This window comes from Acinetobacter sp. LT1, assembly GCF_059800965.1.
In genome coordinates this window covers 145,538-159,466 of sequence record NZ_JBBAXE010000009.1, presented here as the reverse complement: position 1 = coordinate 159,466, position 13,929 = coordinate 145,538, and the positions used below count along the sequence as shown (strand labels likewise).

At 38.0% G+C, this 13,929-nt stretch carries 12 protein-coding genes; 3 read left to right on the top strand and 9 right to left on the bottom strand.

What is annotated here, in order from left to right:
* Position 1: 1 nt before the first annotated feature.
* Together WBW42_RS11165 and WBW42_RS11160 are read right to left on the bottom strand one after the other, a co-directional pair.
* Complete coding sequence (locus tag WBW42_RS11165; protein WP_032057479.1) at positions 2-1,021, bottom strand: alpha-ketoacid dehydrogenase subunit beta; 1,020 nt, start codon at positions 1,019-1,021, stop codon at positions 2-4.
* A gap of 13 nt (positions 1,022-1,034) precedes the next feature.
* The gene (locus tag WBW42_RS11160) at positions 1,035-1,997 is read right to left on the bottom strand and encodes a thiamine pyrophosphate-dependent dehydrogenase E1 component subunit alpha (RefSeq protein WP_001177517.1); all 963 of its coding nucleotides are present in this window, start codon (positions 1,995-1,997) and stop codon (positions 1,035-1,037) included.
* 362 nt (positions 1,998-2,359) lie between these two features.
* Between WBW42_RS11160 and lipA the strand changes: the two genes are divergently transcribed.
* Positions 2,360-3,346 carry a lipoyl synthase gene (gene lipA, locus WBW42_RS11155; protein WP_032057480.1) on the top strand — a complete coding sequence of 329 codons (987 nt, stop codon included), beginning with the start codon at positions 2,360-2,362 and terminating at the stop codon, positions 3,344-3,346.
* 156 nt (positions 3,347-3,502) lie between these two features.
* Positions 3,503-4,642, top strand: coding sequence for a hypothetical protein (locus tag WBW42_RS11150; RefSeq protein ID WP_032057482.1), 1,140 nt, complete (start codon positions 3,503-3,505; stop codon positions 4,640-4,642).
* A gap of 48 nt (positions 4,643-4,690) precedes the next feature.
* On the opposite strand, the gene WBW42_RS11145 is transcribed toward WBW42_RS11150, so the two are convergent.
* On the bottom strand, positions 4,691-5,443 hold the full coding sequence (locus WBW42_RS11145; RefSeq protein ID WP_002113940.1) for an iron-containing redox enzyme family protein: 753 nt from the start codon (positions 5,441-5,443) through the stop codon (positions 4,691-4,693).
* A gap of 320 nt (positions 5,444-5,763) precedes the next feature.
* On the opposite strand from WBW42_RS11145, the gene WBW42_RS11140 reads away from it, so the two are divergent.
* On the top strand, positions 5,764-6,993 hold the full coding sequence (locus tag WBW42_RS11140) for a GGDEF domain-containing protein (protein ID WP_017386898.1): 1,230 nt from the start codon (positions 5,764-5,766) through the stop codon (positions 6,991-6,993).
* 241 nt (positions 6,994-7,234) lie between these two features.
* Here WBW42_RS11140 and WBW42_RS11135 read toward each other — a convergent pair whose 3' ends face one another.
* From WBW42_RS11135 to WBW42_RS11110, 6 genes are all read right to left on the bottom strand, one after another.
* Positions 7,235-7,951, bottom strand: coding sequence for a hypothetical protein (locus tag WBW42_RS11135; protein ID WP_032057484.1), 717 nt, complete (start codon positions 7,949-7,951; stop codon positions 7,235-7,237).
* Between the two features lie 329 nt (positions 7,952-8,280).
* Complete coding sequence (gene aroC / locus WBW42_RS11130; protein WP_002113712.1) at positions 8,281-9,372, bottom strand: chorismate synthase; 1,092 nt, start codon at positions 9,370-9,372, stop codon at positions 8,281-8,283.
* Positions 9,373-9,384: 12 nt separating this feature from the next.
* Positions 9,385-10,392, bottom strand: a complete 1,008-nt coding sequence (prmB, locus tag WBW42_RS11125) for a 50S ribosomal protein L3 N(5)-glutamine methyltransferase (RefSeq protein ID WP_002113580.1) — start codon at positions 10,390-10,392, stop codon at positions 9,385-9,387.
* 236 nt (positions 10,393-10,628) lie between these two features.
* A complete protein-coding gene (gene trpB, locus WBW42_RS11120; RefSeq protein ID WP_032057485.1) occupies positions 10,629-11,834 on the bottom strand; it encodes a tryptophan synthase subunit beta in 1,206 nt (401 codons plus the stop codon).
* Between the two features lie 36 nt (positions 11,835-11,870).
* On the bottom strand, positions 11,871-13,058 hold the full coding sequence (locus tag WBW42_RS11115) for a vWA domain-containing protein (RefSeq protein WP_000498060.1): 1,188 nt from the start codon (positions 13,056-13,058) through the stop codon (positions 11,871-11,873).
* Between the two features lie 15 nt (positions 13,059-13,073).
* Positions 13,074-13,925: an AAA family ATPase gene (locus tag WBW42_RS11110; protein ID WP_002113662.1), complete on the bottom strand. Its 852-nt coding sequence runs from the start codon at positions 13,923-13,925 to the stop codon at positions 13,074-13,076.
* Positions 13,926-13,929: the final 4 nt, after the last annotated feature.

Genomic DNA, 13,929 nt, shown 5'->3' with positions numbered 1-13,929 from the left:
CCTAAGCCTCCAATGTTTTTCGCACAGCTTGCTCAATACGCTCTACACTTGGAATCCATTCTTTTTCTAAAACTGGAGAGAATGGAACAGGCGTATGTGGTGGCGTTACGAGTTCAATAGGTGCTTTCAAATAGTGGAAACCTTTCTGTGCAACTAGTGCAGCAACATCATGTCCAAAACCACAACGTGCAGCTGATTCATCGACAATAACCACACGTCCAGTCGACGCAACAGACTCTAAAATTCCTTCTTCATCCAGAGGTGAAATTGTACGAGGGTCTACCACTTCAACCGAAATACCATCTTTTGCCAATTTGTCTGCCACTTCATTAGCACGATGTACCATCAAGCCTAAAGCAATAATGGTCACGTCTGTCCCTTCACGGGTGTAATTTGCTACACCAAAAGGAATGGTATAGGCATCATCTGGAACTTCACCTTTAATGTCATAAAGCATTTTATGCTCACAGAACACTACAGGGTCATCATCACGAATGGCCTGAATTAACAGTCCTTTCACATCATATGGGCTAGATGGAACCACAACTTTTAAGCCTGGAACCGCGGCAAATACGTTATATGGTGACTGAGAATGCTGGGCTGCCGCAGAAAAACCAGCGCCAATCATGCCACGTACAACCATTGGTGCTTTTGCTTTTCCACCAAACATATAACGGAATTTAGCGGCTTGGTTATAAAGCATGTCATGACACACGCCATAGAAGTCCATAAACATTAAGTCAGCAACAGGACGTAAACCTGTAGCCGCAGCACCAGCGGCCATACCAATAATTGCAGACTCGGTAATTGGCGTATCAATAACACGTTCCGAACCAAACTCTGTCCATAAACCTTTGGTTACACCCAATACACCACCGAAACCTTCTAACTGATTTTCTTCAGTGTTTTTACCGCCGTGTCCACCGCGAACATCTTCACCAACAACAAATACGGTTGGATCACGACGCATTTCTGATTCAATAGCTTCTTTAATTGCATTACGAAAACTTTTATTTGGCATCTTTACTATTCCTTTAGTAAGAGACATAGACGTCAGTAAGGAGTTGTTCTGGTTTTGGGTATGCCGCAGCACGAGCTTTAGCAACGGCATCATCAACATTTGCCTTTGAAGCTGCATCAATCTCGTCTAGTTTGGCTTCATCAATTTTGCCTTTAACTTTTTCGCGGAAAATTTTCAAAGGATCTTTATTTTCTTTGATGAACTCGACTTCTTCTTTAGAACGAATCAAGCCAGGGTCACCTTCGAAGTGGCCATAAAAACGGTTTGTAATGGTTTCAATGACACTTGGACCTTCACCACGACGTGCGCGTTCAATGGCAGTTTGAGCGGCTTCATAGACGGCAAAGAAATCGGTCCCATCAACTTTAACTGCAGGTAAACCAAAACCTGCTGCACGACCAGCAATGTCCTTACTTCCTACAGCGTAATCATGACCAGTACCTTCACCAAAACCGTTATTTTCGAAAACGAAAATTACTGGAAGTTTAAGCACAACAGCCATATTCATCGCTTCAAAAGTAAGGCCTTGGTTTGAGCCACCGTCACCTGTAAAAGACAGTCCGACACCACCAGTCTTTAAGGTTTTCGCTGTCAACGCCGCACCAATAGCCAAAGGAGGTCCACCACCCACAATCCCGTTGGCACCGAGCATACCTTTATCTAAATCGGCAATATGCATAGAACCGCCTTTTCCACGGCATAGCCCGTCATCTTTACCGAAAATTTCCAGCATCATGGCGTGAATGTCACAGCCTTTTGCAATACAGTGTCCATGTCCACGGTGTGTTGAAGTGATATAGTCTTTGTCGGTTAAATTTTCGCAAATCCCAACTGCTACAGCTTCTTCACCACTGTATAAGTGAATAAAGCCAGGAATATCACCATTGGTATTTTCTTCGTGAAGTCGATCCTCAAATTCACGAATATCGCGCATGCGTTTATATGCTGCGAGTAATTGCTCTTCCGTTAATTGCATATCCTTTTCCTTTATTATCTTGATTATTAAAAATCAACCAAGTTTCAGCGAGAGTTATATGTTTCGCTATAAATAATAAAACTCAATTTAATTTAATATGCTATTAGACTAAAAAGTTTTAAATGGTTTTTATGGATATTATTTTTTATTTTTCAAAAACTTGTACAGCAAAAATAAAATTAAAAAATTTTAATACATTTCATTGGCTTGTGAAACAAACCTTTAACCAACCTTTATTAATTTATAATATTAGCTGTATACTACGCTCATTAATAAACTCTATGTCCTTTATTTAAATTATAAGGATTTTTATTATATAGAGTCTAGTTGAAAATTATTTAATATAAAATGGAATTTTATATATGGACTTAAAAAGGCAAATAGAAACTGGTATTAAATTAAGAGGAGCAGATAAAGTTGCTCGCATTCCGATTAAAATTTTACCTACAGAAGAGTTACCCACTAAACCGGATTGGATTAGAGCCAAAATAACCGATTTTGAAGAAATTAAACGCATAAAAAATTTACTGCGCCAACAGAAGTTACACAGTGTTTGCGAAGAAGCGGCGTGTCCAAATTTACCGGAATGTTTTGGTGGAGGTACGGCAACATTTATGATTATGGGCGATATTTGTACTCGTCGCTGCCCATTTTGTGATGTCGCTCATGGTCGTCCAAAACCGCTAGATGAAGATGAACCTAAGCATTTGGCAGAAACAGTCGCAAATCTAAACTTAAAGTATGTCGTGATTACCTCTGTAGACCGCGATGATCTACATGATGGCGGCGCTGCACATTTTGTAAAGTGTATTGAAGAAATTAGAAAACGTTGTCCAGAAACATTGATTGAGATTTTAGTACCAGATTTTCGCGGTCGTTTAGAGACAGCACTTTCAACTCTAAGCTTATCGCCTCCAGATGTGTTTAATCATAATATTGAGACGGTTCCTCGTTTATATAAAGCGATGCGCCCCGGTTCAGATTATCAACATTCGCTAGAATTACTTAAACGCTTTAAAGCATATTGTCCCGATATCAAAACCAAGTCTGGCCTGATGGTTGGATTAGGAGAAATTGAGGCCGAAGTGCTTGCCCTACTCAACGATTTAAAAGACTATCAAGTCGATCTTGTCACGATTGGTCAATATCTTCAGCCTTCAAAATCACATGCGCCTATTCATCGGTTTGTAAATTTACAAGAATTTGAACGATATACCCGACACGGTAAGCGATTAGGTTTTAAAAATATTTGGAGCGCACCTATGGTTCGTTCTAGCTATTTTGCTGATCGACAATATTTTGGAGAAGAAGTGCCAAAGCCTTTCAGCCGACAAGATGTCTTATCTTAATGATTAGGCAATTAACAAAACTTATCCAATAGGATAATGGTCAAGACTTATAAAATTATTTAAGGTAAGGAGATAACTAAGAAATAGTCACAATAAGAAAGTTATAACTGTTGAGCGGCTACGGATACGCCATTTCAATGATAAAGGAATTTCGATATGGATATGTCAGAACAATTATCATCGCCTTTAATAGATACTACTCCGTCCTTATTTCGGCCGGAATCCTCATCTCATTCTAAACAATTAGGAAAAAAACCATCACTTGACCTTGAAGCAGCACCTTTGTTTGATCTGGGTGAGGAATGGGAACACTCATTATTTGGTCGTTCGATTCACGAGTGCCATCGCAACTTAATGCATATTGCCGAAGATGCCGATATGGCCATTGGTGTGACTGATCCTCATGGTACTCTACTTTGGACATGGAGTAGTCACCCTATGCGCTCATCGGCTGAGCAAGTACACTTTGTTGAAGGTGGACAATGGTCTACTCAGGCTGTAGGTCAAAATGCGATTGGTCTAGCATTAAATACACATTCTGCAAGCTGTGTTTACTCACACGAAAACCAGATGAATAGTGTCAGAGACTGGGTCTGTTATGCAGCACCGATTACCGATACAAATACAGGTCAGTTTTATGGAATTATGAATTTATCGACCAAATATCAAAAACATAATTCACTTGGAGTTTTAGCAGTAGAGCGTTGTGCTGACATTGTTAAACAAGCAATTCAACTTCATCAGAAAAATATCTTATATATTAAAGCCTTCGGTACTCCTAAAGTTCAATATAACCAACACAGCCTTACATTGACTCAACGTCAAATTGAGATTCTGTGCATTCTAACCCTTTGTCCCGAAGGGATTAATCTTGAAGAACTTCACTATGCTTTATATGGTGATCGGCCTGTAAGTACCACCACTTTAAAAGCAGAACTTTCTCAACTCAGAAACTTAATACCCGACGTTATCGAGTCACGACCATATAGACTTAACTGTGAAATTCAATGTGATTTTTTAATGGCCGAACAAGCCTTAAACCTTGGTTTTACATCAACTACGCTTACACTCTATAGAGGAAGTTTCTTAGCTAAATCAGAAAGTCCTTTTTTATGCGCATGGAGAGATTGTTTTGACGCTCGTTTGAGTCATGTGATTTATCAAATTGAAGATATTGATCAATTATTACGAGTGGTCAGTCGTGTACCAGACCGTGTAGATGCCGTTGAACGTTTACTTGAACTATTACCCGAAGAAACACCTTATCGAACTAAACTCTTAAAGTTGCTCGAATAAAATAAAAGGGAGAATATCCATACGATATTCTCCCTTTTTAAGGCTAGATCAAGCAGAGGCTTGAAGCTGTACCCTATAGCAGTCGTCCAAAGCTAATTCATAATATCGCAGCCCTTCTTCAGCAGCATGAAATGCTTTTTGCTGCCAGTCAGGACGGTCATTACATAAGCGTTTAATCAACTCCATAGCTTCATATGGATGAAGATCATCGTAATGTGCATGAGCGCGCAACCAAGCTAAAGAACGTTTATCAATCGTGACTTCAGGATGATTAGTATAGGTATGAATACCTTTATACACCTGAATAGACCAATCTCCAGTTGCCCATTCAATCGCCAAATTTGTTGCAGCCAGACATTCTGCCAAATTGCCTCGATGACTCATATTCCATAGAAAATGGTTTACAGCATTCATAGCAGCAGGTGGTCGTACATGATCAAGTTCTTCAACTGTTAAGCCAAAACCTCCAGCCCAATCGCGATACCATTTTAAGTGTCGCTCTTCTACCTTAATATTTTGAATTAGCCAATCTCGCGCTTCAGTAACTCCCGGTTCAGAAAATCCAGTCGCTTTCCCCAATGCTCCAGCCATATATGACGGGAAATGGGCGACTAATGGATAGAAATTAAGTAAAGCATAACGGAAACTATCTAGGCTCAATCCCCCATTGGCCATTTCCGTAAAAAACGGATGTTTACTCACCCGTTCTTTAGCTGGTAACAGGTCGTCCCAGAACCGTTGTGACCATCCATTATGCGGCGTAATTTCTAAATTCATTCCATATTGATTTAGAGCAGTCATTGCTAATTTTCCTATTTATATGACAGCAATCATCTGTATTTCACGCTATAAGTCTATCCGAAAATGATAAAGATACAATCGTTAATCGACCATTTGTAACTTTTTTCGATGGATTGGGGAACTTTAGATAATTATTAGGCTAATCATTGAAATGTCGTGATTTTTATCACATTTAACATAGATAAAAATCATTACTTTTTTAAAAAATCTGTATTATTATTTTGAATAAACCACACATTATATAATCAATATTTTTAGATGGAACTTTACTTAAAATAAGTCTCATTTTATGACAACTTCCAATATAGAGAGCATTAATTATGAAGTTGCAGGGTTCCAATATATTGGGACAGGAACAAATAGATTTATTAACCACACGAGGATTAAACTTTGTATGGTTTCCAAAGCAGCTTGAAACGATTTATCGTTTTCAATACCAAAACGGTGCTGCCTATGAATTCCGCTACAGAGCGCCTATTATTTTAATATTATATATATTTTTAAGCTTTGGTATATATCAAGTTTTACCAAGTGAACAAGTTTTATCCTGGTTTAGCTATTATTCTTGGGTTGGTGTAATTGTTCTTATCGCTTGGATTTTATCATTTATTAAAAAATTAAATCAGTATTTTGATTATTATGTAGGAGTTGGCTCGGCTTTAGCGGTAGCAATTACTTTTATTTTAATTAACGTTATTGAGAATGGACAAGATAATGTTCTTTTTCATGCTGCGATGATGTATGCAATCGTTATTATTTATGGTGCTGTTGGTATGCGCTTCTATACAGCCATATTTGCTGGATGGATGGGAGGACTAGTTGGAATTTTAGTAAGTAACTACTTAAATGGTGTGATCGACTGGACGTTCTTAAACCGAACTTACACTTTTAGTAGTTTTTTGGGAATGACCCTCGCCTATGCAACGGACCGTCAACATCGAGAAAACTATCTACAAAACTGTATGATTGAGCTGAATCGCATTGAGCTCATGCAACAAGCGCAGCAGTTATCCTTACTTTCTCAGCAAGATGCACTTACTGGTTTAGCCAATCGACGTTATCTAGATGAAACTTTGGATAATGAATGGCGCCGTGCATTACGACATGAAACCCCACTCACTATTATGATGGTCGATATCGATTATTTTAAAGCATACAATGACACGCTAGGACATCTCAAAGGTGATGAATGTTTAAAAGAAATCGCAATTGCTATTTCTTCTATTGCTGCTCGTAGTGGAGATTTAGTTGCTCGTTATGGTGGTGAAGAGTTTTTACTACTATTTCCAATGACAAATTCTCAGCAAGCTTTGATACAAGTCGAACGTTTAATGAATGCGATTAATAAAATTGCGATTAAACACCCATGTAGTGATGTTTCACCACACGTCACTATTAGTGTAGGAGTCGCAACCACAATTCCACGTCTAAACGATTCTATTTCTGCTTTTGTGGCACGAGCAGATCATGCATTATATAAAGCAAAAACCAATGGACGTAATCAATATAAGATTGCTGTAAACGAAGAACAAATTGTAGATTTGACTTAAAATGGAAAATAACTATTGAGGATAACTTTTGACTAGTGATTACATTATTTGCTTTTGATATTAATCTTTTGAATTAAAATAATGAAAGAATTCTCTATTTAGCTTTTCCATCCGTGGTAAAGCTAAATGTAATCTAGATTTAATATGTACCAGATATTGTTGTTTAGTTCTTAATATTAAATTAAGAATGGTTTAGTTAAGATTAAAACATACCTACTCTAAGCTAAAAAATTCCAGTTCTTCAGAATTCTCCTTTTAACTTCTTCCAAAGTTTATTTATAAAATAGAGCAATAAGTTTTGCTCCATCCTTGGAGGTGTTGTCTGAACAACTTCATTTGAAAATGGCAATATCGAGACAATATTCTCATGTATCGTTTCATAGTTCGGATAAGCCTCTTTTTTAATAATCTCTATAATTTTTTGTATTTCATCTACAGATAAGTTCAAGAATTTTTTAATTTCTTGGACTGTCTTTGATTCAATAGATAATAAAGCACAAACTCTAGTTACATTAACAATTTGCTCTGCATGAATATTTTTAAAGTTTGGATAACAAACAAGTTTATATAGAATTTTTGTCTCAAACGGATCTGTAGCAGTTATATTTTCTATTCGTTCTCGATAAGATTTTTTAAAATATTCATTATTTTCAATTTCTAATAAAATTTTTAAAAGCTCCTGATACCTTAAGGGTCTCTTTAATCCATATTGATAACCTTTTAAAAGCTCAGGATTATTACTTAATACAATTTTAATTTTTTTAGGAAGAAGAATATTTGTATAGCCGCTGTCTAAATCAATAATATATATATCTGGATTATCATCACTATATATCCAATTTTCAGATAGCTGAGAGGATAAAGATAAGTCATGAATAACTTTTATCATTGCCTCTAAGTTTTTAGGCAATAGTTTATCCTTTGACATACAGCCAATTCTATATGTACATTGATTCATTGATATTTCCCCAATTTCAATGATGACTTTGAAAATTATTTGTTTAAAGTAATAAAATTTAAATATGTAATAAACTTATATAAAGCTAATTTGAATAAAATTAGCTTTAAGATATAAATATCATGAGCAAGTATAAAATTAATAAGACTTTAATTTCTTACTTAAGCAGATAAATATATTCAGAAATAAATCGCGCGTATTATATTTATATAGAGATTATAAGACAAGGAAATAATTTAAAATTTAATAGAGCCCAATGTGATAAAAAATTAAAGCCCCCAAGTTTAAGTTAAATATGGGGGCTTAATTTACTACAGTCAGAATTATGACTATGGTTCAATTGGTGCAAACGGTGGAACAACATCTGCATTTTGTGCACGATGGCGTAGGAAGTGATCCATTAGGACAATAGCCAACATTGCTTCTGCAATTGGAGTTGCTCGTACACCTACACATGGGTCATGACGGCCTTTAGTCAATACATCAGTATCTTCACGGCTTAAATTAATCGTTTTACCTGGTGTTGTAATACTTGCAGTTGGTTTTAATGCAATAGCGACTCGAATGGTTTGACCACTCGAAATACCGCCTAAAATACCGCCTGCATGGTTCGCTAAGAAGCCATTACTCGTCAACTCATCACGTGTTTCATGACCAAATTGCCCAGCAACTGCGAAACCATCCCCGATTTCAACACCTTTTACCGCATTAATACTCATCATGGCATGAGCAATGTCAGCATCTAGGCGGTCAAAAACAGGTTCACCCCAGCCTACAGGGACTTTTTCAGCTAAAATTTCTAGCTTAGCCCCGCAGCTTGTACCTTGTTCACGTAAAGACGTAACCAATGCTTCAAAACGAGGAACAGCATCTACATCGCCACAGAAAAACGGATTATTTGGAACTTCATTCCAATCTAGCTTTTCAGCAACTTCATTACCAATTTGTGTGACATGACCGCGAATTAATACACCAAATTTTTCTGCTAAATATTTTTTAGCAATAGCACCCGCTGCAACACGCATAGCAGTTTCACGTGCACTCGAACGACCACCACCACGGTAATCACGGAAACCATACTTTTGTGTATAGGTGTAGTCCGCATGACCCGGTCTAAAAGTCTGAGCAATATTGCCGTAATCTTTCGATTTTTGGTCAGTATTACGAATGAGTAAACCAATTGGCGTACCAGTAGTTTTACCCTCAAACACACCAGAAATAATTTCAACTTGATCAGGCTCTTTGCGCTGGGTCGCAAATTTTGATGTACCCGGCTTGCGGCGGTCCAGATCTTTTTGTAGATCTTCTTCAGTTAACTCAAGACCAGGTGGCACACCATCAACAATTGCCATTAAGCCAACGCCATGAGACTCGCCACATGTCGTTACACGAAAGAGTTGTCCAATACTGTTCCCTGCCATATGTACAACTCCTTATGCTTGTTGCTGTTCAAATAATTTTCTATAACGACGACATTGTTCTGCGGTTAAAGCAAAAATGCCAGAACCACCTTTTTGGAAAGTAAGCCAGTTGAAATCAATAGTATTGAAGTTTTGGCGCATAGCCCATTCAGAGTTACCCACTTCAATGACAATTAAACCATCTTCAGTTAAATAATCTGCCGCTTGAGCAAGCATTTTACGCACGAGGTCTAAACCATCTTGGCCTGCTGCCAATGCAAGCTCAGGTTCGTGTAAAAACTCTTCCGGTAAGTCAGCCATGTCTTCAGCATCAACATATGGAGGGTTACTTACAATTAAATCGTACTGGTTTTCAGCTGGAATCTTGGCAAATAGGTCTGATTCAAGTAAAGCAACTTGATATTGTTTATTATGGTGTTCAACATTAATCGATGCTACTTCTAAAGCTTCTTTAGAGATGTCCGTTGCATCCACTTCCGCATCTGGATATGCATAAGCCAAAGCTACAGCAATACAACCAGAACCTGTACACATATCTAAAATACGCTGTGGAGTTTTAGGTTTAGCATTTTCTGGCAGGTTGTTAAGTGCTTCACGCATTTGACCATTTTCATCTAAGCAATATGGTGCAAAACGTTGTTCAATTAATTCAGCAATTGGTGAACGCGGAATAAGTACGCGCTCATCCACATAAAATGGCTTATTAAAGAAGTAAGCTAAATTTAATAAATAAGAAGTCGGAATACGGTCATTAATACGACGTTCTAACAAACTTAAGAATTCTGCTTTTTCACTTGGCAAAAGCTTAGCATCTAAAATCTCTGAGTCTGCTGACCATTCAAGAGATAAGGTTTGTAAAACTAATGCAGAACTTTCTGCAAAATAATCTTCAGTACCTTGTCCTAAATGTGCATCATGTTGACGTAATGCTGATACCCCAAAGCGAATAAAATCTCGAATTGTAGATAAATTTTCAGCAGCTTCCTGTAAATGTTCAGGGCTAATCGTCGGTCGCTCCACTTAGGCGTCTCCAAAGGCAAATTTTGCAAAGTGACTATTCTACTGAGTGAGACAAAGCAACGCAACGCTTTGCCTTGTGAAGCAGTGTTTTACACACCTATCTCTAACAATCACAGCTTAAAATCAGAATACTTTGTTTTAATTAAGAAATAATGAACTTTTAACAAGGTATAGATTTCGTCTATGAAATAAAAAAGCGGTCTTTGAAGTTTGACCGCTTTTGATGTTTAGTGGGTTTAAATCTTAAGTTTTTCTGCCACATAATCCGAATCTTTATCTCCACGACCAGAAAGATTAACCACAATCATGGTTTCTTTCGACAGCTTTGGCGCTTCTCGTATTGCCCATGCGACAGCGTGTGAGCTTTCAAGCGCAGGAACAATTCCTTCTACACGAGATAAGGTCATAAAAGCATCCAAACATTCTTGGTCAGTTGCAGTGCTATATTCCACACGGCCTAAATCTTTTAAGAAACTATGCTGTGGCCCAACACCAGGATAGTCCAATCCTGAAGCAATAGAATGCACGGGTAACGGTTCACCAGCTTCATTTTCAAGCACGTAACACGCCATACCATGAATTTGACTTGGTTTACCTAAGGTTAAAGTTGCCGAATGCATGTGAGTTTCTAAACCATGTCCTGCTGGTTCAACTCCTACCAATTTCACATCCGAATCATTTAGAAATGCTGTAAAGGCACCGATTGCATTTGAACCGCCACCAACACATGCGACAACATAATCTGGGTTTTTACCAAAACGATGATGCGTCTGCTCTTTAATTTCATTGCCAATAATCGATTGAAAATCTCGGACCATTTTTGGAAATGGATGTGGTCCAACCACAGAACCAATCGCATAAATAAAATTTTTAGGGTCTTTTAAATATTCCTCAAACGCGCTATCTACAGCATCTTTTAAGGTTGCTGTACCACGTGTTACTGAAACTAAATGAGCACCCAAAATTTTCATTTTGACCACATTAGGGTGTTCTTTTTCAATATCGACTTGTCCCATATGAATTTCACATGGAATACCAACTAAAGCACAAGCCGTGGCTAAAGCAACGCCATGCTGTCCCGCACCTGTTTCAGCAATAACTTTCTTTTTGCCCATATATTTGGCAAGAAGAGCCTCACCTAAACAGTGATTAATTTTATGGGCACCCGTGTGATTTAAGTCTTCACGTTTTAAATAAATTTGTGCACCGCCTAACTGCTCAGAAAGACGTTTTGCGTGAAATAAAGGACTTGGACGACCTACATAATTTGTAAAGAGGTCTGATAGTTCATTTTGAAATTCTGGTGTATGGCGAATTTCCTCATAAGCAACATTAATTTCATCCATTGCTTCTTTTAAATGCGGAGGAATAAATTGGCCTCCATATTCACCAAAAAATCCCTGTTCATTTGGCAAAGCAATACCATTAATTTGATGTTGCATATCATCCCTCTTTTTAAATTATTAAAGTTATCAAGTTTATCGAGAAAGGTAGCGTGTTAAGTCCTCAATGCCTTTTAGGGTCATTGGATACATATGGTTTTCAAAAATCTCTTTAATCCAACCAATGGTTTGAGTGTAATGCCAATACCCTTCAGTTTCAGGGTTTAACCATGCTGTTTTATCAAAATGTTGACGTAGGCGACGTAACCAAACCTCACCTGTTTCATCATTCATATATTCAACCGAGCCACCTACCGATTTCAGCTCATACGGTGCCATACTGGCATCACCCACCACAATTACACGATAGTCGCGTCCGTAAGTATGGAACAGATCCCACGTATTCATGCGGGTTGCTGTTCTTCGGTAGTTATCTTTCCAAACATAGTCATAAAGACAGTTGTGGAAATAAAAGTACTCAAGCGTTTTGAATTCGGTTTTAGCTGCGCTGAAAAGCTTTTCACATTGGGCAATGTGTGCATCCATCGAACCACCCACATCGAACAACATCAGTACTTTGATTCGATTGCGACGCTCTGGCACCATCTGAACATCCAAGATACCTTGTTTGGCTGTTTCTCGAATAGTTCCATCAACGTCTAACTCTTCAGCTGCGCCTTGGCGAGCAAATTTGCGTAAACGTCGTAACGCAATTTGCATCTGACGAGTTCCAAGAACTTGGTCATCATCTAGATTTTGGTATTTCCGCTGTTCCCAGACTTTAACCGCCGAACGTTTACGCCCCGGCCCACCAATTCTGACGCCTTCTGGATGGTCACCAAAAGCTCCAAAAGGTGAAGTTCCACCTGTGCCAACCATACGGTTACCACCTTGGTGTTTCTTATGCTGTTCGCGTAAACGCTCTTCTAGCATTTTCATCAGTTCTTCTAAAGAACCTGCTTTTTGAAGTTCAGCTCTTTGCTCTGGTGTTAAATGCTTTTCGAGAAGTTCTAAATCGAACCAGTCTTTTGGTAATTTATGAACTTGCTTAAGCAACTCATCGATATCAAAAGTTTCAATGCCATCAAAGTAATCTTTCATGGCACGATCAAACTTATCAAAAAATCGCTCATCTTTAACTAAAATAGTTTTAGCAAGCTGATAGAACTCTTCTTGGTCGGCAAAAACCAAACCTTCACTCACCGCACGGTTTAGATCAATGAGTTCACGAGTGGTAACTGGAACACCATATTTACGTAAGGTGTAAAATAACCGCACAAACATGGGTTACTCCCTCCCTTAACGTCGAGACATGAAAGCCAAGCGTTCGAGAAGTTGTACATCTTGCTCGTTTTTGATGAGAGCACCATATAAAGGTGGAATAGCTTTAGAGGTATCTCGATTACGTAATACATCTTCAGGCATATCATCTGCCATGAGCAAGCTTAACCAATCAATTAACTCAGAGGTTGATGGTGGTTTCTTCAAATTAGGAATTTCACGTAGTTTAAAGAAAACCTGTAAAGCTTCGTTCACCAATGTTGCAGAGATATTTGGGAAATGAACCGCAATGATTTCTCGCATTGTGGCTTCATCTGGAAACTCAATATAGTGGAAGAAGCAACGACGCAAGAAAGCATCTGGCAATTCTTTTTCATTATTTGAAGTAATAATTACAATTGGGCGTTGCGTTGCCGTAATTGTTTCATTCGTTTCATAAACATAAAAAGACATTTTATCGAGTTCATGCAACAAGTCATTTGGAAACTCGATATCGGCCTTATCAATTTCATCAATTAATAATACGCAACGCTCTTCACTGGTGAAAGCTTCCCACAATTTACCGGGTTTAATATAGTTCTTAATATCGTAAACTCGGTCATCACCTAACTGGCTATCTCTTAAACGAGAAACTGCATCATATTCATACAACCCTTGCTGTGCTTTAGTTGTAGATTTGATATGCCAAGTAATCAGTTTTAAACCTAAACTTTGTGCTACTTGTTCAGCAAGTAAAGTTTTACCCGTGCCCGGTTCACCCTTAATCAGTAAAGGCTTTTGCAAAGCACGAGCTGCTTTTACAGCAAGCTTAAGACTATCAGTCGCGATATATTGATCTGTACCGGTAAAATGTTGGGTATCAGCAGACATGTAA